This is a genomic window from Janthinobacterium sp. 13, assembly GCF_002749695.1.
Classification (GTDB): domain Bacteria; phylum Pseudomonadota; class Gammaproteobacteria; order Burkholderiales; family Burkholderiaceae_D; genus Janthinobacterium; species Janthinobacterium kumbetense.
Window position 1 is genome coordinate 2,496,175 of record NZ_PEEQ01000001.1, and the last position, 23,351, is coordinate 2,519,525.

At 64.9% G+C, this 23,351-nt stretch carries 24 protein-coding genes; 8 read left to right on the forward strand and 16 right to left on the reverse strand.

All coding sequences use genetic code 11. The features are described 5' to 3' along the window. Positions 1 to 23: 23 nt before the first annotated feature. Positions 24 to 1,499 carry a MocR-like pyridoxine biosynthesis transcription factor PdxR gene (pdxR, locus tag CLU94_RS10950; RefSeq protein ID WP_099665648.1) on the reverse strand — a complete coding sequence of 492 codons (1,476 nt, stop codon included), beginning with the start codon at positions 1,497 to 1,499 and terminating at the stop codon, positions 24 to 26. Positions 1,500 to 1,607: 108 nt separating this feature from the next. On the opposite strand from pdxR, the gene CLU94_RS10955 reads away from it, so the two are divergent. Further along, complete coding sequence (locus CLU94_RS10955) at positions 1,608 to 2,069, forward strand: OsmC family protein (protein WP_099665649.1); 462 nt, start codon at positions 1,608 to 1,610, stop codon at positions 2,067 to 2,069. After that, positions 2,070 to 2,723 (forward strand): FMN-binding negative transcriptional regulator, encoded by a 654-nt coding sequence (locus tag CLU94_RS10960; protein ID WP_099665650.1) that lies wholly within the window; start codon positions 2,070 to 2,072, stop codon positions 2,721 to 2,723. Here the strand turns inward: CLU94_RS10960 and CLU94_RS10965 are convergent. From CLU94_RS10965 to CLU94_RS10975, 3 genes are all read right to left on the reverse strand, one after another. Then, a complete protein-coding gene (locus CLU94_RS10965) occupies positions 2,707 to 3,660 on the reverse strand; it encodes an AEC family transporter (protein ID WP_099668267.1) in 954 nt (317 codons plus the stop codon). The genes CLU94_RS10960 and CLU94_RS10965 overlap by 17 nt on opposite strands. A 97-nt stretch (positions 3,661 to 3,757) precedes the next feature. Further along, positions 3,758 to 4,195: a CHRD domain-containing protein gene (locus tag CLU94_RS10970; RefSeq protein ID WP_099665651.1), complete on the reverse strand. Its 438-nt coding sequence runs from the start codon at positions 4,193 to 4,195 to the stop codon at positions 3,758 to 3,760. Between the two features lie 161 nt (positions 4,196 to 4,356). Beyond that, positions 4,357 to 4,914 carry a winged helix-turn-helix transcriptional regulator gene (locus CLU94_RS10975; protein ID WP_034753667.1) on the reverse strand — a complete coding sequence of 186 codons (558 nt, stop codon included), beginning with the start codon at positions 4,912 to 4,914 and terminating at the stop codon, positions 4,357 to 4,359. Between the two features lie 254 nt (positions 4,915 to 5,168). On the opposite strand from CLU94_RS10975, the gene CLU94_RS10980 reads away from it, so the two are divergent. Beyond that, entirely contained in the window at positions 5,169 to 5,405 is a 237-nt protein-coding gene (locus CLU94_RS10980; protein ID WP_099665652.1) for a hypothetical protein, read from the forward strand. On the opposite strand, the gene CLU94_RS10985 is transcribed toward CLU94_RS10980, so the two are convergent. The 4 genes from CLU94_RS10985 to CLU94_RS11000 are packed head-to-tail and all read right to left on the reverse strand — an operon-like array spanning position 5,402 to position 10,092. Then, the gene (locus CLU94_RS10985) at positions 5,402 to 6,409 is read right to left on the reverse strand and encodes a Csu type fimbrial protein (RefSeq protein ID WP_180278635.1); all 1,008 of its coding nucleotides are present in this window, start codon (positions 6,407 to 6,409) and stop codon (positions 5,402 to 5,404) included. The two genes, CLU94_RS10980 and CLU94_RS10985, sit on opposite strands and share 4 nt — an antisense overlap. Further along, the gene (locus tag CLU94_RS10990) at positions 6,409 to 8,763 is read right to left on the reverse strand and encodes a fimbria/pilus outer membrane usher protein (RefSeq protein WP_143451399.1); all 2,355 of its coding nucleotides are present in this window, start codon (positions 8,761 to 8,763) and stop codon (positions 6,409 to 6,411) included. The genes CLU94_RS10985 and CLU94_RS10990 overlap by 1 nt, the downstream gene beginning before the upstream one ends. Positions 8,764 to 8,820: 57 nt before the next feature. Continuing rightward, positions 8,821 to 9,516, reverse strand: a complete 696-nt coding sequence (locus tag CLU94_RS10995; RefSeq protein WP_257218765.1) for a fimbrial biogenesis chaperone — start codon at positions 9,514 to 9,516, stop codon at positions 8,821 to 8,823. A gap of 45 nt (positions 9,517 to 9,561) precedes the next feature. Next, positions 9,562 to 10,092 carry a Csu type fimbrial protein gene (locus CLU94_RS11000; protein WP_099665656.1) on the reverse strand — a complete coding sequence of 177 codons (531 nt, stop codon included), beginning with the start codon at positions 10,090 to 10,092 and terminating at the stop codon, positions 9,562 to 9,564. Positions 10,093 to 10,441: 349 nt separating this feature from the next. On the opposite strand from CLU94_RS11000, the gene CLU94_RS11005 reads away from it, so the two are divergent. Then, positions 10,442 to 11,245 carry a response regulator transcription factor gene (locus CLU94_RS11005; protein ID WP_099665657.1) on the forward strand — a complete coding sequence of 268 codons (804 nt, stop codon included), beginning with the start codon at positions 10,442 to 10,444 and terminating at the stop codon, positions 11,243 to 11,245. Here CLU94_RS11005 and CLU94_RS11010 read toward each other — a convergent pair. Both CLU94_RS11010 and pnuC read right to left on the reverse strand, forming a co-directional pair. After that, positions 11,242 to 13,809, reverse strand: coding sequence for a TonB-dependent receptor (locus tag CLU94_RS11010; RefSeq protein WP_180278636.1), 2,568 nt, complete (start codon positions 13,807 to 13,809; stop codon positions 11,242 to 11,244). The genes CLU94_RS11005 and CLU94_RS11010 overlap by 4 nt on opposite strands. Positions 13,810 to 14,141: 332 nt before the next feature. Then, complete coding sequence (gene pnuC, locus CLU94_RS11015) at positions 14,142 to 14,732, reverse strand: nicotinamide riboside transporter PnuC (protein WP_099665658.1); 591 nt, start codon at positions 14,730 to 14,732, stop codon at positions 14,142 to 14,144. A gap of 252 nt (positions 14,733 to 14,984) precedes the next feature. On the opposite strand from pnuC, the gene CLU94_RS11020 reads away from it, so the two are divergent. Next, positions 14,985 to 15,716 carry a substrate-binding periplasmic protein gene (locus CLU94_RS11020; protein WP_257218766.1) on the forward strand — a complete coding sequence of 244 codons (732 nt, stop codon included), beginning with the start codon at positions 14,985 to 14,987 and terminating at the stop codon, positions 15,714 to 15,716. 6 nt (positions 15,717 to 15,722) lie between these two features. Here CLU94_RS11020 and CLU94_RS11025 read toward each other — a convergent pair whose 3' ends face one another. Both CLU94_RS11025 and CLU94_RS11030 read right to left on the reverse strand, forming a co-directional pair. Continuing rightward, the gene (locus tag CLU94_RS11025) at positions 15,723 to 16,424 is read right to left on the reverse strand and encodes an isochorismatase family protein (protein WP_198521362.1); all 702 of its coding nucleotides are present in this window, start codon (positions 16,422 to 16,424) and stop codon (positions 15,723 to 15,725) included. 53 nt (positions 16,425 to 16,477) lie between these two features. After that, positions 16,478 to 17,344, reverse strand: a complete 867-nt coding sequence (locus CLU94_RS11030; protein WP_099665660.1) for a pirin family protein — start codon at positions 17,342 to 17,344, stop codon at positions 16,478 to 16,480. 119 nt (positions 17,345 to 17,463) lie between these two features. Here CLU94_RS11030 and CLU94_RS11035 point away from each other — a divergent pair, with 119 nt between their 5' ends. After that, on the forward strand, positions 17,464 to 18,369 hold the full coding sequence (locus CLU94_RS11035) for a LysR family transcriptional regulator (protein ID WP_099665661.1): 906 nt from the start codon (positions 17,464 to 17,466) through the stop codon (positions 18,367 to 18,369). A 46-nt stretch (positions 18,370 to 18,415) separates the two neighbouring features. Then, positions 18,416 to 19,219, forward strand: coding sequence for a metallophosphoesterase family protein (locus CLU94_RS11040; protein WP_099665662.1), 804 nt, complete (start codon positions 18,416 to 18,418; stop codon positions 19,217 to 19,219). Here the strand turns inward: CLU94_RS11040 and CLU94_RS28360 are convergent. The 3 genes from CLU94_RS28360 to bla all read right to left on the reverse strand — a co-directional run bounded on the left by CLU94_RS28360 (position 19,216) and on the right by bla (position 21,845). After that, a complete protein-coding gene (locus CLU94_RS28360; protein ID WP_180278637.1) occupies positions 19,216 to 19,389 on the reverse strand; it encodes a hypothetical protein in 174 nt (57 codons plus the stop codon). The two genes, CLU94_RS11040 and CLU94_RS28360, sit on opposite strands and share 4 nt — an antisense overlap. Positions 19,390 to 19,400: 11 nt before the next feature. Continuing rightward, the gene (locus tag CLU94_RS11045; RefSeq protein WP_099665663.1) at positions 19,401 to 20,609 is read right to left on the reverse strand and encodes an RtcB family protein; all 1,209 of its coding nucleotides are present in this window, start codon (positions 20,607 to 20,609) and stop codon (positions 19,401 to 19,403) included. Between the two features lie 279 nt (positions 20,610 to 20,888). Then, a complete protein-coding gene (bla, locus tag CLU94_RS11050) occupies positions 20,889 to 21,845 on the reverse strand; it encodes a subclass B3 metallo-beta-lactamase (protein ID WP_099665664.1) in 957 nt (318 codons plus the stop codon). Between the two features lie 86 nt (positions 21,846 to 21,931). Between bla and CLU94_RS11055 the strand changes: the two genes are divergently transcribed. Then, on the forward strand, positions 21,932 to 22,789 hold the full coding sequence (locus tag CLU94_RS11055) for a metallophosphoesterase family protein (RefSeq protein ID WP_257218767.1): 858 nt from the start codon (positions 21,932 to 21,934) through the stop codon (positions 22,787 to 22,789). On the opposite strand, the gene CLU94_RS11060 is transcribed toward CLU94_RS11055, so the two are convergent. Next, positions 22,786 to 23,313, reverse strand: coding sequence for a dihydrofolate reductase family protein (locus CLU94_RS11060; RefSeq protein WP_099665665.1), 528 nt, complete (start codon positions 23,311 to 23,313; stop codon positions 22,786 to 22,788). The two genes, CLU94_RS11055 and CLU94_RS11060, sit on opposite strands and share 4 nt — an antisense overlap. Positions 23,314 to 23,351: the final 38 nt, after the last annotated feature.

Consider the following 23,351-nt stretch of genomic DNA (forward strand, 5'->3'; position numbering starts at 1 on the left):
GTGCAGGCAAGTGCCAGTATAGTTTATCGGCCGCGCAGGAGGCGCCCCAGTTCCTGCAAGCCGTGCGCCATCTCGGCCGGGGGAATCGCTGCAAAGCCCAGCAGCAGCCCGGGCGGCGTGGCACACTCCGGCCCCGCCGCCGGATCGGCATAGTGGCCCAGCGGACGCAATTCGATGCCCCGTGCCAGGCCCGCGTGCGACACCGCTTCCTCGTCATGGCTGCCGCGAAAATACGCGCACAGTTCCAGGCCGCTGTCGGCCGGGCCGCAGGTGAGCTGGTCGTCGAGTTCGCGCGCCAGGCCACGCACCAGCAGGTCGCGCCGCTCGGCATTGCTGTCGCGCGTGCGGCGGATATGCCGGCCAAAGTGGCCCTCGGCGATGAAGTCGGCCAGCGCCATCTGCGGCACGATGGCCGTGTGGCGGTCCATCACGGCCTTGGCCTGCACCAGCGCTTCGGCCAGCGCGGGCGGCGCCACCATGTAGCCCAGGCGCAGGCCCGGGAACAGCACTTTCGACAAGGTGCCCACGTACACCACGCAACCGGCCCGGTCCAGGCTTTGCAGCGAGGCCAGCGGCGCGCCCGTGTAGCGGTATTCGCTGTCGTAATCGTCTTCCACCAGCCAGGCTTTGTTTTGCGCGGCCCAGGCCAGCAAGGCCAGGCGGCGGGGCAAGCTCATGCTCACGCCCAGCGGCATCTGGTGCGAAGGCGTCACGTAGGCCAGCTTCGCCAGCGGGCAATGCGCCACGCCATACGCCACGTCGAGCCCCTGCGCATCGACGGGGACGGGAAAGACGCGCGCGCCGGCCGCGCGCAGCGGGCCGCTGGCGCCCCGGTAGCCGGGCGACTCCATCCAGGCCGCGTCGCCGGGCGCCAGCAGGATGGTCGACAGCAGGAACAGCGCCTGCTGCGAACCGGAGGTGATGACGATCTGCTGCGGCGTGCACTGGACGCCGCGCGACGCCTTCAGGTACACGCACAGCAGTTCGCGCAGCGGCAGGTAGCCGGCCGGGTCGCTGTAGCCGAAATGGTGATCGGGACGGCGCCAGCGCCGCGCTTCCAGGCGGTTCCACACGTCGAACGGAAAATGGTCGATGCGCGGCATGCCGACGCGAAAGGCGCGCAGCGGCCCCCGGTGGAACGCCACCTGGCGCATGGCCGCCACCACGCCCTGCCCGCGCGCCGACAGGGGCCGCAGCAAGCCCGGCGCCGCGGCAGGGACAGGCAGAGGAACGTCGCGGCTGACAAAGGTGCCGCGCCCCACGGCGCCATCGAGATAACCTTCGGCCGCCAGCTGCGCATACGCATTGAGCACCGTCTGGCGCGACACGGCCAGCAGGCGGCAAAAGTCGCGCGTGGGCGGCAGCTGCATGCCGGGACTCATGCGGCCATCGAGGATGGCGGCCTTGATGGCCGCATACAGCTGGCGAAACAGCGGCTCGCTGGCGCCGCGCTGCAGCGGCAAGGCGGCGATAACCTGGTGCAGGTGGGAAACTGGCATGATGGCATTCTTGAATTGGTAACTTCAAGATAGCACTTATTGGCTGTTTTAAATAGCCAAGACTGGCGCTAAGATGGTGCATCCCCCTTCTACTCTTGCGGAGCACCCATGCATCAGTTTTTCGCCACCGTGGCCTGGCAGCGTGACGGCCAGGATTTCGCCGGCCAGCGCTACAGCCGCGGCCATGAATGGCAGTTCGACGGCGGCCTGACGGTACCCGCTTCGTCGTCGCCCCTGTCCGTGCCGTTGCCCATGTCGGTGGCGGCCAACGTCGATCCGGAAGAAGCGCTGGTGGCCGCCACGTCGAGCTGCCACATGCTGTTCTTCCTGTCGCTGGCAGCGCAGCGCGGCTACGTCATCGACGACTACCGCGACGACGCCGTCGGCGAGCTGGGAAAAAATGCCGCCGGGCGCCAGGCCATGACGCGCATCGTGCTGCGTCCGCGCATCGTCTTCGCGGGAACGCCGCCCTCGCCCGAGGCGCTGGCCGCCCTGCACCACGACGCGCACGAGCGCTGCTACATCGCCAATTCGCTGACGGCCGACGTGGTCGTGGAAGGAGCCCACTAGATGTACACGCCCGCCACCTTCCGCGAAGAGCGCCTCGAGGTGCTGCATGGCCTGGTCCAGGCGCATCCGCTGGGCGCGCTGGTGCGCCATGGCGCCGATGGCCTGTGCGCCGACCACCTGCCGTTCGAGATCGCCGCGCCCACGCCCGAGGCACCATTCGGCATCCTGCGCGCCCACGTGGCGCGCGCCAACCCGCTGTGGCGCGTGGCCGGCGGGAGCGATGACTGCATGGTGATCTTCCAGGGGCCGCACGCCTACATCACGCCCGCCTGGTATGCGGAAAAGCAGCGCAGCGGCAAGGAAGTCCCCACTTTCAATTACGCGGTCGTGCACGCGCACGGCCCCCTGCGCGTCATCGACGACGCGGCGTGGCTGCTGGGATTGCTGGAGCGCCTGACGGCGCGCCATGAGGCAGGTCAAGCCGCGCCTTGGAAAGTGGGCGATGCGCCGGCCAGCTACATCGAGAAACTCTTGAAAGCCATCGTCGGCATCGAGATTCCCCTCACGCGCATCACGGGAAAATGGAAGCTGGGGCAGAACCGCAGCATGCAGGACCAGGCCAGCATGGCGCATGGCCTGGCGCTGGACACGCAAGCCGGCGCGGCGCAGGCCCTGGGCGCGCTGATCGCCGCCAACGTCAAGTCAGCCAGCTGACAGCCGCCGAAAACGTCAAAAACGACAGCGCCGTCGACACGAGGATGATGCGGGCGATGCGCGCAGTATTCGCGCCGAAGCGTTCCGACAGCAGCGAGACGTTGCTGGCGCTGGGCAGGCAAGCCACCAGCACCATGCAGGTCAGCGCAAACGGATCGAGCGGCGCGCCCAGCGCGATGGCCGCGTGGCCGATGCCCCACACCAGCAGCGGATGCAGCAGCAGTTTTTTCAGCGCCACGGGCACATACTCGCCCAGTGGCGCCGGGTCGCTCGTGCTCATCTGCGAACGGGCCAGCACGGCGCCGATGGTAAACAGGGCCACCGGCGAGGCGGCGTCGGCCAGCAGGCCCACCGTCTGCATCAACGGCTTGGGCAAGGCCAGTTCCAGCCACGACGTCAGGGCGCCCAGCACAATCGCCCACGGCATCGGATTGCCCACCATGCCCTTCAAGGCATTCATGACGGCCGCGCGGCTGCCGTGCGCGCCGCCGCTACCGATGCGCGACAGGGCGATGCACAGCGAGCTGGTAATGAGCATGTCGACGACGATGGTGACGATGACGGGGCCCGAGGAGCGGGGACCGAGCAAGGTCAATAGCAGGGGCACGCCCATGAAACCCGTATTCGGGAAAGCCGCCACCAGCGCACCGAAGGCGGCGTTGTTCCAGTCGATGCGGTGGCTCAAGGTCATGGCCGTGGTGACGCCCACCATGATCAGGGCGCACAGCAGGTAGACGCCGAACACGCTCGCGTCGAGCAGCTGCGCGATGGGCGTGGCGGCGCCGAAGCGGTACAGCATGCAGGGCAGCGCGAAGTACAGGACAAAACTGTTCAAGCCGCCGATGGCGGCCAGCGGCAGCAGCTTGCGCCGCACGGCCAGGTAGCCGCACAGCACCAGGGCGAAGAAGGGAAAGGTGATGGCGAGGATGGTCAGCATGGAGCGCCATTGTAGCGCGCTGCACCGGCCGGCCGCCTGGCGCAAAAAAAGGCCGCTCGCGCGGCCCAAGGAGGTTTCGGGGAAAACGCCAAGCCGGCTAGGGTTTGAGCTGGGCGCGGATCTCGCCGGCCGGATAGGCGGCGCTATGCACGTTCACGTACAGGTTGCCGGCCTGGTAGCTCGCATACTGGGGCGGCGTGAGCATGGTGCCGGCCGGCACGGCAAACATGCCTTCGGCAGTTTTCACCAGCGGCACGATGACGGGGCCATTCGCGCCGGCGGGCGCTTCATGGATGTGCGCGACGGTGGCCACCATGCCCGTGTAGCGCACGCCGCCGCTGACGCTGCGGTCGTGGGCGACGCGGATATTGCTGCTGCCGCTGGCCGTGCTGGTATTGGCCGGCACTTCCTGCGCGCCCGTCAAGGTGACGTCATGGCCGCCCGGATGATGCGGGCCGTGGGAACAGGCGCCCAGCAGGGCGGCCAGCGCCAGCACGCTGGCGGCGCGGCGTACGTGTTGTTGCAGTGTGCTCATCGCAATACTCCCTCAACGGACATCGGATCACGGATGGCGCCCTGCCCGTACAGCCGAGCCGGGCGTACGCCGCACTTGAGTTGCATAGTGCGACAGTAACGCCATGCCGCCGTGTCCGCTTTGCTGTACGCCAAACTTGCTGCTCGCCTGCCAGCCCGCGTTCAGGCCAGGTGGCCTTCCGCCACCCAGCCGCGGTTGGCGGCCGGCGCCTTCGGCTTGGGCGCGATGCCGCTGCTTTTTTCCGCATCGAGGATGATGCTGCGCATGCTGTCGCTGGCGGCAGGCCCTGGCGCGAACGCGTAGTACTCGTCGTTGATGGGCAAGCCCGTCGTGGCGTCGACCAGCACCGGATCGGCGGCCAGGCCCGTGTCGCGGCTGGCGATGACGAGGCTGGCGCCTTCGGGGGCGAAGTTCTCATTACCCCAGGCAATAAACGCCAGCAAGACGGGCTTGAAGGCGCGCCCGGACTTGGTCAGCACATAGTCGTAGCGGGGCGGCTTGGCACAATACAGGCGGCGCGTCATCAAGCCCCCTTCCACCAGGTCGGCCAGGCGGCGCGTCAGGATGGTGGGCGCAATCTTGAGGCTTTTTTCAAATTCGTCGAAACGCGTCTTGCCGTAAAACGCTTCGCGCAGGATGAGGATGCTCCACCATTCGCCCACCTTGCCCAGGCTGCGTGCGATCGGGCAAGGCAAATTATTAAAGTTGGTATGTTTCATGACCATCTCCTCACGTTGATTCAACACAACAATCGAAAAAGTATTTCAGTTGCAATACAGAAACTTAGTTACTATCATCTTGAAAGCTACGCTCACCCCATGATGGCGGCCTGAAAATACGCACAAACTCACACTTTTCTTGTTCCAGTACAATCATGGCTCGTTCTGTCCCCCTCAACCCGGTACGAAAAACGGTGTCAGCCTTGCCATGCGGCATCGCTGACCACGCCCGTTTTTCGCCAGATGCATCCAAGATGACTCCTTTGAAGCTTGCCGTACTGCCAGCCCTGTTTGCCCTTGCCGTTTGCCAGACCACCACCGCCGGTACCGTCTCCTCCGCATCGTTCCAGGCCACCTTCGTCGTCCACGATGCGTGCACCATCGTCTCGCAGCGCGGCAGCGCCCAGGTGCGCTGCCAGCACAACACGCCCTATTTTCTGCACCAGCAGGCAACGTCATCGGGCGCCGACCTCGTCACCGTCACGTTCTAGAAATAAATCGTTGCCGTCACCGTATCCTTGTAATCGCCAGGGCGCGGCGACACCTGCGCCGGCACGCGGCCGTAGATCGTCAGCGGCACGCTGGCGCCCGTTCCCGTCCCCGTCACCATGCTCGTGCCCGCCGTGCCATCGCCCCATGGCGCACCATCGAGGGTGGCGGACAGCAAATAGCTGACCTTGTCCGTGGTCACCGTGTTCTTCATTTGCCGGTTGGCCACATTGGCCGCCACGCTGCCGCCGTTCAGGGCAATCTGGTAGGCATTGTTATTGACGCAGCGCACCGACAAGGTGCTGGTGCTGCGCAAGTTGCCCGTCAGGATGGAGGCGTTCGCAAACGCCATCGGCGTGGCCGTGATGGTGCAATCGTTGACGGCCGTGGCATTCACCGTGAAACCGAAGCTGCCGCTGCTGGCCGTGCAACCCTGCAAGTTGACGAGGCCATACGTGGTGTAGGTGTAGGTGCCGACGCCGGCAAAGCTCGACGTATAGACGGTATTGGCGTTGGCGACCGTGGGCACGGCGGCCAGGGCGGTGCCGGCAGGAATCTTCGCGTACACGGTAAAGGTGGTGGAATACGTGCCGGGCGGCGCCAGCAAGCCAGCCGACAGGATCATGCCGAAGGTCGACGGCGCGCCCGGCACGCCGGCGCCGCCCCAGATCTTCGCCGTCGCATACGAATTGTCCACGTACACGTTGTACTCCATGCGGTTGCTGCCATTGCCCAGCTTGCGCGGCAGGGCCGACGTGGAATTCGTGCCCAGCCCCAGCGAAATGCACACTTGCGCATTGGGCGTGAGCAACTGCCCCAGGTTCAGCGACGAAAACAGGCAGCTGAAGGTCCCCGTGGCCTGCGCCACGTAATCGGTGCCGGAAATCGGGCTGAGGGTGCCGAAATCGATATTCGTCACGCTGACCGTGCAGGTATCGGCCGCCTGCGCCACGCTGCCCCAGGCGCAGCCCAGCAGCAGGGTCAGCCATAGCAGCAGGCGGCGCATCAGCGGCCTGCCCCGGCGCTGGCAGCGGCGGCTGCGCAGCGCAACGGCCCGATCACGGGCAAGCCGCCAGCGGCCGGACGCACATAGGCAAAACGCAGCGTGCATGCGCCGTCGCCTTCGCCGACTTGCAACTCGTTTTGTTCGAGCAGGTCGTCGACGAAAACGATGCCGTCGAATCCCACCACCGTCTGCTTGCCGCTTTGCACGTGCAACACGGGCAAGCCCGTGGCCAGCGCCTTGCCCTGCGCATCCTGGACGATGACGGTGGCCGCGCTGTAGCGCTCGATGGGAAAGGCCGCCAGCACGCCCGCCAGGTATTGCGGCACGACATTGATATTACTCACAGGCACCCGCGCATCAACATCAAGCTCATCCGTGGCGATGCTGACCTGGTTATTGCCATAGGGATTCAAATTCGGCACCAGCAGATAACCGCCCCTGCCCGTCACGCCGATCTGGCGGTTTTCATGCAGCACAGGAATATTACCCACGCCGCCCGTGGAGACCAGCGCAAAACCGTTGCCCACCTGGCGCGCCGCCTCGACATGGCCATCCATCAGCACCAGCGCGCCGGCCGCGCCCAGCGAGGAGGCACTGCCCATGCTGCTGCTTTGCGTGCGCGCGCTCACGCGGCCGTCGTTGCCCAGGTATTCCACTTGCGCCTGCCGGTAGGCATTGCTGCCCGCCGTGCCAGCCTGCACGCTCCAGCCGAAGCCGCCGCCAAAGTCCGCCGCGCGCTGCGCGCTGACGCTGCGGCCGCTCTCGCCGTTTTGCCGGCTGCTGTTCACGCTGAGGGCCAGATTGTTGTCGAAGGCCATGCTCAAGCCAAAGTAAAAGCCCCGCTTCTCGCGTTGCCGCAAGTCCTGGAACAGGCTGGCGTTGAAGAACAGGCCATGAAACAGGGTGGCCGAATAGCCCACGGTGGCCAGTTTCGATGGCGGTGCGCCAGGCGTGCGGTAGCTGATATAGCTGCTGCTGATACTGCTTCCTGCAGGCAATGGCAAGCTGACGGTGAGGCGGTCGGCCGCGCGCACCACGGCGCTGCCGTCGCGCGAGGCCAGGTCGCCAAAGCCGGCGCTGGCGCGCACGCTTTGCACATCGACGCTGAAGCGCGGCCCCATGTATTGATAGCCGGCACCCAGCTGCGCACCACGGCTGCGGCCGGCGCTGGCCGACAGCGAACCGCTCAGCACGCCCGCCTGGCCCAGCCGCACCAGCGCGCCCGCCCCCGCCTGATACAGGCCGGCGGCCAGTTCCGCATGGCCTTCGAGGGTGAAGTTGTCGCTGACGCCGTGGCGGCCGGAAGCGCTGGCAACCAGTTGCCGTTCATAGCCGAACAGGCGGCGGCCATAGTCGCGCCGCACGGCGCCCGCCTCGACCGAGTAATCGCTCAAGCCGCTGGCCAGCATGCGCGTATCGACATACAGGGGCAGCACGGTCGTCACGCTGCGCCCCAGCGCATCGCGCGTGATAATGGTGGCTTGCCCTGCGCCATTGATGCCGGCCACCTGGTTCAGCACGAATGGACCGCTGGGCACGCTGGCAGCATATTGCTGCACGCCATTGACATACAGGCTCAGCGACGAAGGCACGAGCGCCGTGCCATCGACGGAAGCGACGGGAAAGGTCAGCAAGTCGGGGCGCAGCTGGAAATTCTTGCGCCACTGCACGCCGCCGACGCGCACGGCGCGGCTCCAGCTCAGCGACGAAGAAATCAGGTCGCCCACTTGCCACGTTTGCAAGGTGTCGGGGTCGGCGTGGCTCCAGAAGGTGTCAAAGCGCATGTACTTGCGCTGGTCCGACCCCAGGTTCACCGTGCCGGTATTGCTGAAGACGCCGCTGTCATTGAAGTAGCGCAAGTCGTTGAAGATCGCGGCGCGCCGCGTCCGGCCCAGTTCCGCATAGGCTTCGTAATTGAGGACGGCACCGGGCGTGACCGTCGATGGCGGCGTCTGCGCCGCCGTGCGCGCGCTGATGCGGTAAGGCGAGCGCAAGTCGTCCGCCACCCGCAGCGACACGCTCTGGCGCGCCGCATCATATTCATAGCTGAGTCCGGGAATCGCGTCGAGCGCCACCTCGGTCTGACCGGGTGCGACCAGGCGCGCGGGGTCCAGCCCCAGCTGCTGCAAGTTCGCCACACTGCTGCGCAAGCCTTTGCCCACCTGGGTAAAGCGCAAGATCAGCCCGGTTGATTCAGCATTCACAGTAACCTCCAGATACAGTTCATTCGGCGCCGCCGGATCGCTGGGCAAGCTGGCGGGACCCGGATCGGCGCCCGTCAGGCCCGCCGCGCCATCGGCCCTGGCCAGCGGCGCCATGACCAGCAACAGCCACGCTGCCAGTGCGCGTTTCATGGTGTGGCCGCTTGCGCCCGGGGCGCGCAGCAAGCCGCCCCGTCATGGCAGCCATGTTCAAGGTGTCGAAGTCTTGGCAATGAGTGCCTTGGCATTCACATTTACCGCAATACTCAACGGCCCATCCAGTTCGGCCTCCCTGGCAACGGGCAGGCGCCAGACGCGCATGCGTGCCGCCAGGACATAACCAAACAGCCCCTTGCTGATGACAAACTCCTTGCCCGCCGGGTTCGTCAACGTCATCGCACCGATCTGCGCATGGAAATTGCCGCTGTTCTTGATGCGCAACATCCACTCGCCCTGTTCGCGGAAAACTTGCCAGTCAAGCACTTCCTTACCCGGCGCCCCGGCCGGCAGCACGAACACGGGCACCGAATAGCGCAGGCGGATATCGACGCCGCTGCGGCCCGCCTCATCCTCGCGGCTGACTTCATCGATGAGCACGCGATACGTTTTTTCCTGCGCGACAGGGCCAGCCTGGGCACGCACGAGGCGGATGGTCTGCCGGCTGTTGGCGGCGATTTCGACGATCGGCGGACTGGCCACCAGCTCCTGCGTCGGCGCCAGCGTTTCCTCGCCATCGCGCTGATCCCAGACGAATACCCGCACTTGCCCGTAGATGGGCTGGTCACCGAGGTTTTGCAGGGTGAGGCCGGCCGCATTCTGCGCCGCGCGCAAATTGAGCGTCACCGGCGAAATCTGCAGGCTGGCACCGTGCGCGCCCGCGGCGCAGCAAGCCAGCAGCGCCAGCACGCCTTTCATCAGGGAAACAACACCGGCCTTCACGCGGCGCCTGGCTTAAAAGTAAACGGTGGCCGTGATGGTCGACTTGTAGGTATCGGGCGCCGGTGTCGCCTGCGGCGGAATATTGCCGTACACCGTGATCGGCTGCGAGGAGCCGTTACCGGTGCCGCCGACGGTATTCGTGCCCTGGGTATCGCCCCACAAGGTGCTGCCGGCCGTCTGGTACAGATTGAATTGCACCGTTCCCAGGTTGCCGCCGGTACCGCTCAGGTAGCGCGTCGTGCCGGTCGAGCCGGTGCCCGTTCCCGCCGTCAAGCCCACGTTATACAGCGTGGTATTGGTGCAGGTGACATTCACGGTCGTATTGACGTTCACGGCAGTAGCCAGTACACCCTGACTTTGGCCAAAGTCGAGATTGGCCGCCGCGATGGTGCAATTGGCGATGATCTTCAGGGTGACGTCGAAGGTGGTGCTGGCGCTGCCATTCAAATACACGGCTGCGTCGGCGCCACGTGGCAGGAGCGCCGTGGCGGCAATAGCCACGCTGGCGGCAACGATAAGACGGGGGAAAATAACTCGCAACATGATACCTCCTGATGATGGAACATCATTAATGAGCCCGCCAATTTGAGGGGCGTCGAGGATAGTCACGGTATTGCCGGCGTTTTCTTGGGCACGCAAACCAGGACGACAAAATACAGGTGCCGGGAGTCAGGAACCCGGGGACTCCGGCACTTTTTGCAGCATTGGCAAAACAGATTTTTTAGCAATCGACATTGCTTAAAATCAATGCACGAATGAATTATTGGCGATCTGGGAAATCCGCGCTTCTTCTGGCGGAGAAACATCTTTTGAAACACGAGAAAAGCAGAAAAAAAAGAAAAAGCGAGGCATAATAAGCCACAACTTGCTATTTGGTTAAGTCATCCATGCCATGCCATTGACCAGCGAAACCATCAAAAAGAACATCTTGCTCGTGGACGATTCCGCGTTCGAGCAGCGCATGCTGATGGAGCTGCTCAGCGAGCAGCCCTATCGTTTCAGCATCGCGTTCAACGGCTACCAGGGCTACCAGCTGGCACTGGCCACGCATCCCGACCTGATCCTGCTCGATGTGCGCATGCCCGAGATGGATGGCTACACGGCGTGCCGTTTGCTCAAGGCCAATCCCGAAACGGAACAGATACCCGTGATCTTCCTCAGCGGCGCAGATGCCGCCAAGGAACGCATCATGGGCTTGCAGGTGGGGGGCGTGGACTACATTTCGAAGCCATTCACGCCGGAAGAACTGGCCGCGCGCATCCATATCCACCTGGGATTGATGCGTAAAAGCAACAGTACCCTGCCGGCGACGACGCCGATCAGCGACAAGCTGCAGCATCCCGACCTGGTCTTCGTTAATGCCGTTAAGCAACTTATTCTCGACAACCTGGGCAGCCTGCCGAACCTGTCCGAAATCGCCCGCAGCGTCGGCACCTACCGCGAAAAGCTGACCCTGATGTTCCGCGAGCAGACGGGCATGACGGTCTTCGCCTTCATCCGCGAAGCGCGCATTGCCCGCGGCGTGGAATTGCTGCAGCAGACGGACATCGACGTGCAGGATATCGCCCTGCTGATCGGCTTTCACAACGCGGGCAACTTCGCCACGGCCTTTCGCGAACGCATGGGCGTGCCCCCCAGCGCCTACCGCCAGCGCCTGCAGGAGCAGACGAGCCAGCGGCAGGCGGCGGGCGGCTAGAACTTGTAGTTCAGCTTGAGTGCCGCAACGCGTCCGCGCGGGTCGGCCTGGGTAAAGTCAAAGCCGGTGGAGGCATAGTCCCAGGGCGCGCGCTTGTTGGCCAGGTTTTGCACGATGAAGGTGACGTTCGCCTGTGGCGTCACCTGCCAGCTGCTGGTCGCGTCAAAGGTGTTGAAGGCGGCCACCGATTCATCGAGGTGCGTCTCCTGCGCATAGCTGCCCACATAGTTCCAGGTCAGGGTCGACGACCATTTCCCCTGTTCCCAGGTGGCCGAGCTGACGCCGCGCCATTTCGGAATGGAACCGAAGTGATTGGTGCCGGCGCCATTGGTGAGCGGCGCGCCATCGGACAGCGGCTCGGCAAAGCGCAGCATGCGGCTCAGCTGGCCTGCCAGGGTCAGCTTGCCCCAGTCCTTGTCGACAAAGCGCTGGCGCAGGTCGATATCGATGCCCGACACTTCGCGCTGGCCCTGGTTGCGGAACTGGCGGTACAGGGTCGTGATGCGTCCATCGGCGCCGCGCGTGATCTGTTGCGGCGCAGTATTTTCATTCTCGAGGATGGTGGTGGCGCTGGCCGTGCCGATCACGCCATCCTGCTTGATGCGGTAGTAATCGAGGCCGATGCTCGAGCTGCTGGTAGGCGACACCACCACGCCCAGGTTCAGGTTTTTCGAGCGCTCGGGGCGCAGGTTCGGATTGGCGATCGTCATCACCGTCACGCCGCGCGCCTGCGTCGGCGTCAGCGGATCGCGGGCATCGATCACGCTGGTATAGCTGACGGCCGTGCTGTCGGTGATTTCCGGCAGCGACGGCGCGCGGAAGGCGCGTGAAACAGTGCCGCGCAGCAACAACCATGGTGCCGCCTGGTAGCGCGCGCTGGCTTTCGGCGAAAATGCATTGCCGAAGTCGCTGTAATGGTCGGCGCGGCCGGCCACGTTGACGGACAGATCCTTCACGACGGGTACGTTGAATTCGGCGAACAGGGCCGACACATTGCGCGATCCGTTGATGATATTGAGCGCCGGGCGCAGTTCCGTGCCCGACAGCACGGCCGTCGAGGTTTGCGAATCCATCTTTTCGCGGCGCCATTGAGCGCCGGCGGCAAAGCCCAGCGGGCCCGCGGGCAAGGCCCAGATATCCTTGGCCGCCGAGAAGTCGAGCGTGTCGAGCGTCGATTCGGCCGGGCGCAGGGTCGACAGGCGCAGGCGGTTGCGCACCGCTTCGCTGTTTTGCGATTGATCAAAGAAATTGTAGCTGCCTTCGGCCAGCACTTTCTGGAATTCGTAGCGGTTGACGAAGTTCTGCACCGTTTCCTCCAGCTTGCTGCTGGAATGGGCCACGGCCGTATCCCAGTCCCAGCCCGCCCAGGTGCCCTTGGCGCCGGCCAGCGCGCGGTAGAAGGTGACGCGGTCCTGCTTCAGGCGCGGCCCCAGGTCGAACAGGGTGGCCGTGAAGGGCAAGGGCGTCGTGCCCGGATTGTTCGGATGGCCCACGGGCAGCACCACGGGGATGGTGTCGAGCAGCTTGGTGCTGTTGTTCCACACGCGCGTGGCGTTATTCACGCTCAACGGCGCGCTGAAGGTCTGGTCGGCGCGCGAATAACTGTGCAGCAGGTCGACATAGGCTTCCGTGTCCGCGTTCAGCTTGAGGGTGCCGCGCAGCGACGAGTGGATGCGCTGGATGCCCGGAATCAGCGTTTTATACGGCGCCGGATTGTAGGCCAGCACCTGGCCGCTGCGATCAGGATTGATATCGTTGTACGGCACCAGTTGCAGCGGGCCGCGCACGCCGCCCAGGGTCTGCGTGGGATCGTTGCCCGCGTAATTCGTGACAGCCCAGCCCAGGCTGCCGCGCTGCTGCTGGCGGTAATCGGCATCGCGCAGCCATGCCACGTCGCTTTGCTGCAGCTTGTCGCGCTGCTGCGCGTCGACCGAGAAGACCACGCTGTAGCCATCTTCCTCGAGCTTGCCGAAACCCGTTTGCAGCGCCGCGCTCTTTTCATGCTGGCCCGTGCCTTGCGTCGAGCCGCCCCATTGCGCCGTGATGTCCGTGCCCGTGAATTCCTTGTACAGGATGATGTTGACCACGCCGGCCACGGCGTCGGAGCCGTACACGGACGAGGCGCCATCCTTGAGCACCTCGATGCGCTGCACGGCCGCCATCGGCAGGCTGTTCAGGTCGACGAAGGTCTGCTGCAAATCCTGCGCCGTGGCATAGCTGGCCACGCGGCGGCCATTCACGAGGATCAGGGTGTTTTGCTGGCCGATGCCGCGCAGCGACAGACCCGAGGTGCCGGCCGAGAAACTGCCCGTATATTGTTCGTTGTAGCTGTTGCCGCTGTTGGCGGAGATGGCGCGCAGCACGTCCGACACGCTGGTCTTGCCGCCGGCTTTCAATTCCTTGGCCGTGATGACCTGCACGGCGCTGGCGCCCTCCTTTTCGCTGACGCGGATATTCGATCCGGTGACGTTAACACGCAGCATGTCGTCCTCGGCATGGGCAAGAGTGGTGACAGCGGGAAAGGCGGCGGCGATGGCAAGACTGATGGCGAGTGGTTTGAACATGGTTTCCTCTTATTGGGATTGCAGCCTTTTTCCGATAAAAAAGGCCGAGCAGGGGCACGCGGACCGGGTGGGCCAGCGGGCAAACGACAACGAAATGGATGGAGTGACTTAGGGGATGCGTGGACGGGCACGCATCGGCATCCACTGCGCCATGCATTGCATGGTCAGTTGATGACAAGTAGCGTAAAAACTGGCAGAAGGGGTAGAACGCAACATAAAAGACACCGGTAAGCGGGGAAAGGCCACTATATCCCGGTGTCTTTATCGCGTGAACGAATTAAAAATTGATTGTATATACGATTTGAATCTAAGGACTTGTCGTTTGACAACATTCAAGCATCGGCATGCGCCACTGGCGCCAGCGCCGCCCGGCGCGCCTGCACGCTCCACCAGTACCAGGAAACCACGGCATTGACCCAGTAAGCCGCATACAGCACAGCCGTCAGGTGCAGGCCGCGGCTGTAGTACAGCGGCACGGCCACGGTGTTGACCAGCAGCCAGAAAGCCCAGGTTTCAATGCGCCGGCTCATCAGCAGGAATTGCGCGATGATGCTAAATACCAACACTGCCGAATCGATGAACGGCGCGTAGGCATTCGTAAAGCGGTGCAGCAGCATGCCGTAGATCACCACGGAGGCGATGCCGGCCGGCACCACCCACGCCAGGCTGCGCCAGCCCGTGCGCGTGATCGGCAACGGCTTGCCGCCGGCGCCACGCCGCCATTGCAGCCAGCCGATGACGCAGGTGACGATGAAAAACAGTTGCAGCATCACGTCGGCGTACAGGTTGACCTGGAAAAACAGCACGGCAAACAGCACGCAGCCGACCATGCCGATCCACCAGGAATGAATATTGTTGCGTCCGGCCAGGATGATGGAGGCAGTCATCAGTACATTGGCGGCGATCTCGAGCGGGGCAGTCAAGCGGTCTTCCTTTGCGGGGCAGTGGTGGCACCGCGCCACTATAGCCGATTACACTGTACGGTGTTCGCCGGGCCGGAGGCGATTTCCATGGGGGAAAGCGGCAAAAAACGCGCAAACATCGAGGAAATGCGAACCAGGCCCGCCTTCCGCAGCCTCAGCCCTTGACTTCCGCGGCCATTCTGGCAAATTGAATATCAAGTTGAAACTCCTGGAAACCTCCACATGCGCATGCGCCATCTCCTGTTTGCGGCAATGCTCGGCATAACTGCCCTGCCCGCCGTGGCTTGCCGCATGACGATGGCGCTGGAACAGTGGCCGCCATATATCTACCGCGATGCCCGGGGCCGCTTTACAGGCCTGGACCTGGAGTTGCTGCAAGCCATTTTCAAGGAAGCCCGGTGCACCCTGGTCACCTTGCCGGAATTGCCCACCGCGCGGCGCCAGTTGCTGTTCCAGAAAGGGGGGCTGGACCTGATGCTGGCCGCGTCCGAGACGCCGGAGCGCCAGTCCTATGCCCGCTTTTCCCTCTCGTATCGCGACGAAGCCGTGGGCCTCTTCAGCAAATCCGGTGCGCCCGCCGGCCACCGCCAGATCGCCAGCTTCGCGCAGCTCATGCGCGGCAACTCGACCTTGCTGGCGCCCAAGGTGGGCTGGTATGGCGCGCAGTACGCGGCGGCCCGGCCGGCGCTGGAAAAGGCCGGCCGCCTGAATGCGTTCGGCAGCTTCCAGCAAGGCGTGCGCATGCTCGATGCGGGCCGCGCCGACCTGCTGCTGGGCGACGTGCTGGCCGTGCGCCACGAAGCGCGCCTGCAGGGCGTTGCCTTGCACACCCTGCCCTTCCTCATCCTGCGCGCCCCCGTGCACCTGATGCTCAATGCGCGCACGACCAGCGCCGACGACCTGGCGCGCCTGAACGCCGCCATCACGCGCCTGGAACAGCGCGGCGTGCTGGCGGCGATACGCAGCAGCTACGAAGCGCCGTAGCCGCGGTCAGCCCTTGCTGGCCGCTTCGAGGATTTCCAGCTTCGTTTCACGGCCATTCTTTTGCACGCCCTGCGCCTTGTCGTAGCTTTCGATCAGGGCGCGGTACGGCGGCACGATGTGGTCCGTCATGATGGCGGCAAACTCCATCGCATCGGCGCGGTTCCAGGTGCTCATCACTTCAGCCAGCACGGCATACGTGTCGATCGGCACGGCGCCTGCCTGCGTCACGCGCGCCATGGTGATGTCGGTGGCCATCTTCGACCAGTTGCCCGAGGCGTCGATGATGGCAAACACCTTGTAGCCGGCCGCCAGCGCGCTGATGGTGGGGAAGGCCATGCACACGCTGGTGAGCGTGCCGGCGATCAGCAGGGTCTTGCGGCCCGTCTTTTCGATGGCTTCGACCCAGGCCGGATTGTCCCAGGCATTGATCTGGCCCGTGCGCGGGATATAGACGGCTTCCGGGTTGAAATGGTGGATTTCCGGGATCAGGGGGCCGTTCGGGCCGTCGGGCACGGAAGCGGTGGTAAAGGTCGGCATGTTGGCCAGACGCGACAGCTTGGCCAGCGCCGTGACGTGGCCGCGCAGCACGTGCTGCTCGATATCGCGCACCAGCTGGAACAAGCCGCTCTGGTGGTCGATCAGCAGCATGACGGCGTCGTCGGGATCGATCATCGGTGGCAAACCTTGGAAGTTGGCGGGGGTGCTCATGGTAGTCTCCTCAAAAAACCATGCCGCGGGATGCGGCATGGGTACTGCACACACTACTTCTCGATGCGGGCGAAGCGGCCGCTGTTGAAATCCTCGAACGCCTGCACGATTTCCGCTTCGCTGTTCATGACGAACGGACCGTGGCCGACGATGGGTTCGTCGATCGGCTCGCCGCTCAGCAGCAGAACCACGGCGTCGTTGTTCGCCTCGATGGTGATGCTGTCGCCATCGCGCTCGAACAGCGCCATCTGCGCTTCGCGCACCACGCTCTCGCCGTTGACCAGCACCGTGCCATGCAGGACGATCAGCGCCGTGCTCCAGCCTCGGGTCACGGGCAGCTCCGTCAGCTTGCCCTGGGCCAGGCGCAGGTCCCACACCTGCATCGGCGAAAACGTGCGGGCCGGGCCATGCTGGCCGTCGAAGTCGCCGGCGATCACGCGCACGGAACCGGCATCGTCCGGCAGCGCCACGGTGGGAATCGTGTCGCTGGTGATGGCCTGGTAGCCGGGCGCCGTCATCTTGTTTTGGGCCGGCAGGTTCACCCACAGCTGCACCATTTCCAGGGTGCCGCCCGACTGCGTGAAGGCAGGCGAGTGAAACTCTTCATGCAGGATGCCGGCGCCGGCCGTCATCCATTGCACGTCGCCGGGGCCGATCACGCCGCCCTGGCCCGTCGAATCGCGGTGCGCCACTTCGCCCTTGTAGACGATGGTCACCGTTTCAAAGCCGCGGTGCGGGTGCGAGCCGACGCCGGGCGGACGGGTGCCGGGCGCAAATTCGGCAGGGCCGGCATAGTCGAGCAGCAGGAAGGGGCTCAGCTGCTTGCCATGGCCGTTATACGAAAACATCGAGCGCACGGGGAAACCGTCGCCGACCCAGTGCTGGCGGGGTGCGCTGTAGATACCTGTGACTGTGTTCATCTCGATCTCCTGTTGGGGTTTGCATTACGATGAAGACAGAATACGCTTGCAACGATGAAGGCGGTAGACGGTAAAATATGCCATCAGCGTTCCAAAAATAGAACGATCAAGGAGACAGCATGCAGGATCTGAATGACTTGTATTACTTTGTGCAGGTGGTCGACCATGGCGGTTTCGCGCCGGCCGGGCGCGCGCTGGGCATGCCGAAATCCAAGCTGAGCCGGCGTATCGCGCTGCTGGAAGAGCGCCTCGGCGCGCGCCTGCTGCAGCGCACGACGCGGCATTTTTCCGTCACCGACGTGGGCCAGACGTTTTATGAACATTGCAAGGCCATGCTGGTGGAAGCGGAGGCGGCACAGGAAGCCATCGAGCTGACGCGGGCCGCGCCGCGCGGCACGGTGCGCCTGTCCTGCCCCATCGCCCTGCTGCATACATTGGTGGGTCCCATGCTGGCCGGTTTCATGCGCGCGCATCCGCAGGTGACCCTGCTGCTGGAAGCGAGCAACCGCCGCGTCGACCTGGTGGCCGAAAGCATCGACGTGGCCATCCGCGTGCGCCCGCCGCCGCTGCCCGACAGCGACCTGGTGCTGCGCGTGCTGGCCGAACGCAGCCAGTGCATGGTGGGCAGCCCGCTGCTGTTCGCCGGCGCCCCCGCGCCGCAGGCACCAGCCGACCTGGCCGACTGGCCCAGCCTGGCCCTGGGCACGCCGCAACAGCACTACCAGTGGGATTTGCATGGCCCGGACGGCGCACGCGCCCAGCTGCGCCACGTGCCGCGCTTCGTCACGGGCGACATGCTGACCTTGCGCGACGCGGCCGTGGCCGGCGTCGGCGTGGTACAGCTGCCGACCATGATGATCACCGAGCAGGTGGCCGATGGCAGCCTGCTGCCGCTGATGGAGCAGTGGCGGCCGCAGCGCGAAATCATCCACGCCGTGTTCCCGTCGCGGCGCGGCCTGCTGCCGGCCGTGCGCGCGCTGCTCGACTACCTGGCGCACGGCTTCGCCGCGCTGGAGGAAGAGTGAGGGTTTTCAGGTACGATGACATACCCTCCCATCGCCTGGATGCCGCATGCGTTTATTGATCCTGTCGGACCTGCACCATGAGCTGTGGCGCGACGATGCGCCGCAAGGTGACCTTGCGCTCAGCTGCCCCGATGCCGTCATCCTGGCCGGCGACATCGACACGGGCGCCCGCGCCGTCGCCTGGGCCGCCACCGCATTCGCGGGGCTGCCGGTGCTGTACGTGCATGGCAACCACGAAGGCTATGGCCACCACCTCGACAAGGTGCGCCAGGAGCTGCGCAGCGCCTGCGCCGCCACGGACAACGTGCACTTCCTCGACTGCGGCACGCACGTCATCGCCGACCCGGCAGGCGGCGCCGTGCGCTTCCTGGGCGCCACCCTGTGGACGGATTTCCGCCTGCTGGGCGACGACACGCGCCAGGCGGCCATGCGCGACGCGGAAGCCGTCATGAACGACTACAAGCGCATCCGCCTGGCCAACATGGGCTTTCGCAAGCTGCGCGCAGCCGACACGGCCATGTTCCACGCGCAGCAAAAAGCGTGGCTGGCACGCGAACTGGCGCAGCCTTTCGACGGCAGCACCGTCGTCATCAGCCACATGGCGCCGTCGCTGCTCTCGGTCGACGATGCCTACGGCAGCGAAGGCTGTTCGCCCGCCTATGCCTCGCGCCTGGACGAACTGGCCGCGCAGGCGGACCTGTGGGTGCATGGCCACATCCACGCTTCGCGCGATTACCGCATCGGCTCGTGCCGCGTCGTCTCGAACCCCTGCGGCTACAAGACGCGCAGCGGCACGCCGCAAAATCCCGCTTTTGATCCGAACTACATCGTCGAGCTGCCGGCCCGCTAATCGTCAGGCTTGAGACGGCCCGCCAGCCATTGCTGCAGGCGGTGCTTGCCGGCCCGGCGCGCCGCGCGCGGCGACGCTACCGACTGGTGCGCGCCGGCGCCGCCGCGCAGCCTGGCGGCAGCCACCAGCGGATTGCGCGGCTTCGGCGTGGCTTTCACTTTGACCTTCATGGTTGCTCCTTTCAGCCCTTGATGCAGACGACCTGGCGCAAGGTATGCACCACTTCCACCAGGTCGCTCTGGTGCACCATGACGGCATCGATATTTTTATAGGCGGCCGGGATCTCGTCGACCACGCCGCCATCCTTGCGGCACTCGATGCCGGCCGTCTGCTCGGCCAGGTCGAAGCGGTTGAAGCGGCGCTTCGCCTCGCTGCGGCTCATGCTGCGCCCCGCCCCATGCGAGCAGGAACAGAACGATTCGGCATTGCCCTTGCCGCTCACGATGAAGCTGCGTGCCCCCATGCTGCCGGGAATGATGCCCAGCTCGCCCTGCCGCGCCGAAATGGCGCCCTTGCGCGTCACATACAAATCCTCATTGCCATGCGTTTCGCGCGCAATGTAGTTGTGATGGCAGTTGATCGCTTCGCCGTCCAGCCGGAACGGCGGCGCATGCTTCGCCAGCACGTCGAGCACGCGGCGCATCATTTCACTGCGGTTGAGCAGCGCATAATCCTGCGCCCAGTCCACCGCTTCCACGTAGTCGTCGAACACCATGGAGCCTTCGCTCAGGTACGCCAGGTCGGCGTCCGGCAGCTGCAGCTGGTGGCGCCGCATGTCCTTCTGCGCGGCGGCGATGAAGTAACGGCCAATCACGTTGCCGATGCCGCGCGAACCCGAATGCAGCATGATCCACACGCGCTGTTCCTCGTCGAGGCAGATTTCGATGAAGTGATTGCCGCCGCCCAGGGTGCCTGCCTGGCAGATCCACGTGCGCTCGAACTGGCGCAGCATCTTGGCGATGCCGCGATGGCGCTCGACGATGTGCGCCAGGCGGTCGCCGAGGGGCCGCACGGCGCGCGCCTGGCGCGAGCCTTGCACGCGGCTCCATTCGTGCTGCTCGAAGCCGACGGGTACTTCCGCTTCGATGGCGCTGCGCAGGCGCGCCAGGTTGTCGGGCAGGTCGCTGGCCGTCAGGGTCGTGCGCACGGCATTCATGCCGCAGCCGATGTCGACGCCGACGGCGGCCGGGATGATGGCGCCGCGCGTGGGAATCACGCTGCCGACGGTGGCGCCGATGCCGGCATGCACGTCAGGCATGGCCGCCACATGCGGATGGACGATGGGCAGGCTGGCAATATTGTGCAGCTGGCGCAGCGCCTGCGCGTCGATATCGTCGGTAAAAATATGCACGGGCACCTGGGCGCCGTGCAATGTCTGATGGATGGGCATAACGTATTCCTTGGTCTTGTCGTTATGCCGGGGTCCTGGTAAACCAAAAAACCCCGGCGAGTTTCCTCACCGGGGCTTGAAGGACACCGGCTCGGGATCGGCAATGCTGCCGATGGCCCCGAGCGTCATGCGCGGGGCTAGTGGTCGTACAATTTGCTGCCAGCCTGCTCGAACATGGGTTTCCTTTCCTTTATCTGGTTAATCTGCACTGCGGACGCTGATTCTGCGCCGTATGCTGCAGTGCGTCAACCGCTTTTCATGGTGCATGCGCCAACGTTGTTATTTTGTCGCAGTCTCGCCAGTCATGGCTTGCTCCTTGGCGATGCGGGCGTCGAGCTTCGCTTCATTTTTGGCAGCGTAGTTGCTGCACGCCTGCGCATCGATGAAGGGATTCGGCATGACACCTTCCAGCAGTTGCGTGAGCTTGCGGTCGCCGCCGGAGTGGTCGGGGTGCGCCGAGATCAGGATATCGCACGGCAGCTTGGCGAAGTCCTGCATGACGCGGCGGAAGGCCGGCGTCAGGTCCGCATGGCGTTCATCGGCCAGGTAGTGAAAGTCGTCGGCAGCCACCGGCGTGAGGCTCGCGCCAAACACCACGTTCAGGCACTCCTGGCGCTCCGCATCCTCGCACGACACCCAGGTCCAGCTGGTGCTGCCCGGCGTATGCCCGGGCGTATGGCGCGCCGTGATGGTCACGTCGCCCAGTTGCAGGGCTTCGCCATCGGCGATCTCGCGCACGTTGTCCACGGCCGGCATGGGATCGATTTCGCCCGCCTGCGGATCTGCGGCGAGCACCGCTCCCGCGCGCAGCGCCTCCGCTCCCAGCGGGCTGGCGATCACTTGCGCGCCGCTGTCGCGGGCCAAGGCGGCGATGCCGCCCGAATGATCGAAATGCGCTTCCGTACTCAGGATGAACTTGATGTCTTGCAGGCGAAAGCCCAGCTCCAGGATATGTTCCTTGATGGCGGCCACCGATTGCGGCAATGCGCCATCGATGAGGATCAAGCCTTCGCGCGTGTCGATCAGCACCACGCTCAAGCCGCCCACGCCCACGTAATACGTGTCGCCATGGATGCGCGCCGGTTGCTGCGGGCGGTTCCACTGCGCCGCATACGGCGAGGCGATAGGCTGCGTCAAAGGATCGACGGCGGGCGTGGCGGCATGCGCCGTCAACGGCAGCGCCATGGCGGCCAGCGCGATACTGAGCAAGGTCTTGGGAAGGAAGAAAGGCGGCATGCGGCTCCAGGAAGATAGGCAGTATGAATCAATGCCACAGGGTAACGTCGCTACCCTCGCGCGGTCAAGCAGACGGGCGTGGCGACTTGCGCTACGATAGAGGCCCATCGACTGCCGTGCGCCTTGCCGCGCCCAATGCCATGCGTTTGCTGATCCTGTCCGACCTGCACCTGGAAGTCTGGGGCGAAGACACGCCCGCCATCGACCTTGCCGCCTGCCGCCCCGACGTGGTGATCCTGGCCGGCGACATCGACACGGGCAGCAATGCCGTCGCCTGGGCCGCGCGCACCTTCGGCACCCTGCCCGTACTGTACGTGCACGGCAACCACGAAGGCTACGGCCACCAGCTCGAACGCATGCAGGACGCCGTGCGCGACGCCTGCGCCAGCGCGAATGCGCATGGCGCCAACATCCGCCTGCTCGACGGCGACGCCGTGGTACTGAACGGCGTGCGCTTCCTCGGCGTCACGCTGTGGACGGATTTCCTGCTGTTCGGCGCGCAGCGCCGGGAAGAAGCGCTCAATGCGGCGCAAGCCTACATGCCCGACTACAAGCGCATCAGCACGGGCGGCGACACGCCCCGCCTGCTGTGCGCCAGCGACACGGCGCAGCTGCACGCGCAGCACCGCGCCTGGCTGGAGCGGCAACTGGCGCAACCGTTCGATGGCAAGACGGTCGTCATCACGCACATGGCGCCATCGATGCTGTCGGTGGAAGCGCAGTATGCAGACAACCTCGGTTCGCCCGCCTTCGCCTCGCAGCTGGACGCGCTGGTGGCACAGGCCGACCTGTGGGTGCATGGCCACATGCATGCCTCGCTCGACTACCGCATCCAGGACTGCCGCGTGGTCTGCAATCCCTGCGGCTACAAACGGCCGGACGGCACGCCCGAGAACGAACGTTTTGACACAGGCTTCATCGTCGAGCTGGCCAGCGCGGCTTAACGTTTTCCATAGCGCAGCTGCACCACGCCGCTGGGCAGCTGGCGCGTGCCGTCCAGGCGCCAGTCGCTGCGCGGCAAGCCATCCTCGAACAGGCGCACGCCCCGGCCCAGCACCACGGGCAGCACGGACAAGGTGACACTGTCGACGACACCGTCGCGCAAGCCGGCGCGGATGACCGCGCCGCCATCGAGGTACACGTGGCGGCAGCCTTCCGCTGCCAGTCCCTGCAGCACTTCCCGCACGCTGCCTTCGCGGCGCTGCTCGCCATGGCGCGGCGCGAAGTCGCGGTGGCTCAAGACCACCACGCGCTTGCCCGCATACGGCCACGGCTCGAAGCCCAGCACGGCGTCGTAGGTGGTGCGGCCGATCAGCAGGGTATCGACTTGCTCCATCAATTGCGTGTAGCCGGTGGCCTCGGGCGAGTCGGGGGCCAGCTCGGCCAGCCAGGACAGGTCGCCGTTTTCCCCGGCGATGCAGCCATCGAGACTGATGCCGAGAAAAACGCTGACGAAAGGTTTTTGCATGAGTGTTCCTTGATTTAATTCTACAGTGTAGAATTATG

Excerpts from the sequence above, each read along its gene's own strand:
- pdxR (WP_099665648.1), bottom strand. The coding sequence starts at position 1,499 with ATGCCAGTTTCCCACCTGCACCAGGTTATCGCCGCCTTGCCGCTGCAG.
- CLU94_RS10955 (WP_099665649.1), top strand. The coding sequence starts at position 1,608 with ATGCATCAGTTTTTCGCCACCGTGGCCTGGCAGCGTGACGGCCAGGAT.
- CLU94_RS10960 (WP_099665650.1), top strand. The coding sequence starts at position 2,070 with ATGTACACGCCCGCCACCTTCCGCGAAGAGCGCCTCGAGGTGCTGCAT.
- CLU94_RS10965 (WP_099668267.1), bottom strand. The coding sequence starts at position 3,660 with ATGCTGACCATCCTCGCCATCACCTTTCCCTTCTTCGCCCTGGTGCTG.
- CLU94_RS10970 (WP_099665651.1), bottom strand. The coding sequence starts at position 4,195 with ATGAGCACACTGCAACAACACGTACGCCGCGCCGCCAGCGTGCTGGCG.
- CLU94_RS10975 (WP_034753667.1), bottom strand. The coding sequence starts at position 4,914 with ATGAAACATACCAACTTTAATAATTTGCCTTGCCCGATCGCACGCAGC.
- CLU94_RS10980 (WP_099665652.1), top strand. The coding sequence starts at position 5,169 with ATGACTCCTTTGAAGCTTGCCGTACTGCCAGCCCTGTTTGCCCTTGCC.
- CLU94_RS10985 (WP_180278635.1), bottom strand. The coding sequence starts at position 6,409 with ATGCGCCGCCTGCTGCTATGGCTGACCCTGCTGCTGGGCTGCGCCTGG.
- CLU94_RS10990 (WP_143451399.1), bottom strand. The coding sequence starts at position 8,763 with ATGAAACGCGCACTGGCAGCGTGGCTGTTGCTGGTCATGGCGCCGCTG.
- CLU94_RS11000 (WP_099665656.1), bottom strand. The coding sequence starts at position 10,092 with ATGTTGCGAGTTATTTTCCCCCGTCTTATCGTTGCCGCCAGCGTGGCT.
- CLU94_RS11005 (WP_099665657.1), top strand. The coding sequence starts at position 10,442 with ATGCCATTGACCAGCGAAACCATCAAAAAGAACATCTTGCTCGTGGAC.
- CLU94_RS11010 (WP_180278636.1), bottom strand. The coding sequence starts at position 13,809 with ATGTTCAAACCACTCGCCATCAGTCTTGCCATCGCCGCCGCCTTTCCC.
- CLU94_RS11020 (WP_257218766.1), top strand. The coding sequence starts at position 14,985 with ATGCTCGGCATAACTGCCCTGCCCGCCGTGGCTTGCCGCATGACGATG.
- CLU94_RS11025 (WP_198521362.1), bottom strand. The coding sequence starts at position 16,424 with ATGAGCACCCCCGCCAACTTCCAAGGTTTGCCACCGATGATCGATCCC.
- CLU94_RS11030 (WP_099665660.1), bottom strand. The coding sequence starts at position 17,344 with ATGAACACAGTCACAGGTATCTACAGCGCACCCCGCCAGCACTGGGTC.
- CLU94_RS11035 (WP_099665661.1), top strand. The coding sequence starts at position 17,464 with ATGCAGGATCTGAATGACTTGTATTACTTTGTGCAGGTGGTCGACCAT.
- CLU94_RS11040 (WP_099665662.1), top strand. The coding sequence starts at position 18,416 with ATGCGTTTATTGATCCTGTCGGACCTGCACCATGAGCTGTGGCGCGAC.
- CLU94_RS28360 (WP_180278637.1), bottom strand. The coding sequence starts at position 19,389 with ATGAAGGTCAAAGTGAAAGCCACGCCGAAGCCGCGCAATCCGCTGGTG.
- CLU94_RS11045 (WP_099665663.1), bottom strand. The coding sequence starts at position 20,609 with ATGCCCATCCATCAGACATTGCACGGCGCCCAGGTGCCCGTGCATATT.
- bla (WP_099665664.1), bottom strand. The coding sequence starts at position 21,845 with ATGCCGCCTTTCTTCCTTCCCAAGACCTTGCTCAGTATCGCGCTGGCC.
- CLU94_RS11060 (WP_099665665.1), bottom strand. The coding sequence starts at position 23,313 with ATGCAAAAACCTTTCGTCAGCGTTTTTCTCGGCATCAGTCTCGATGGC.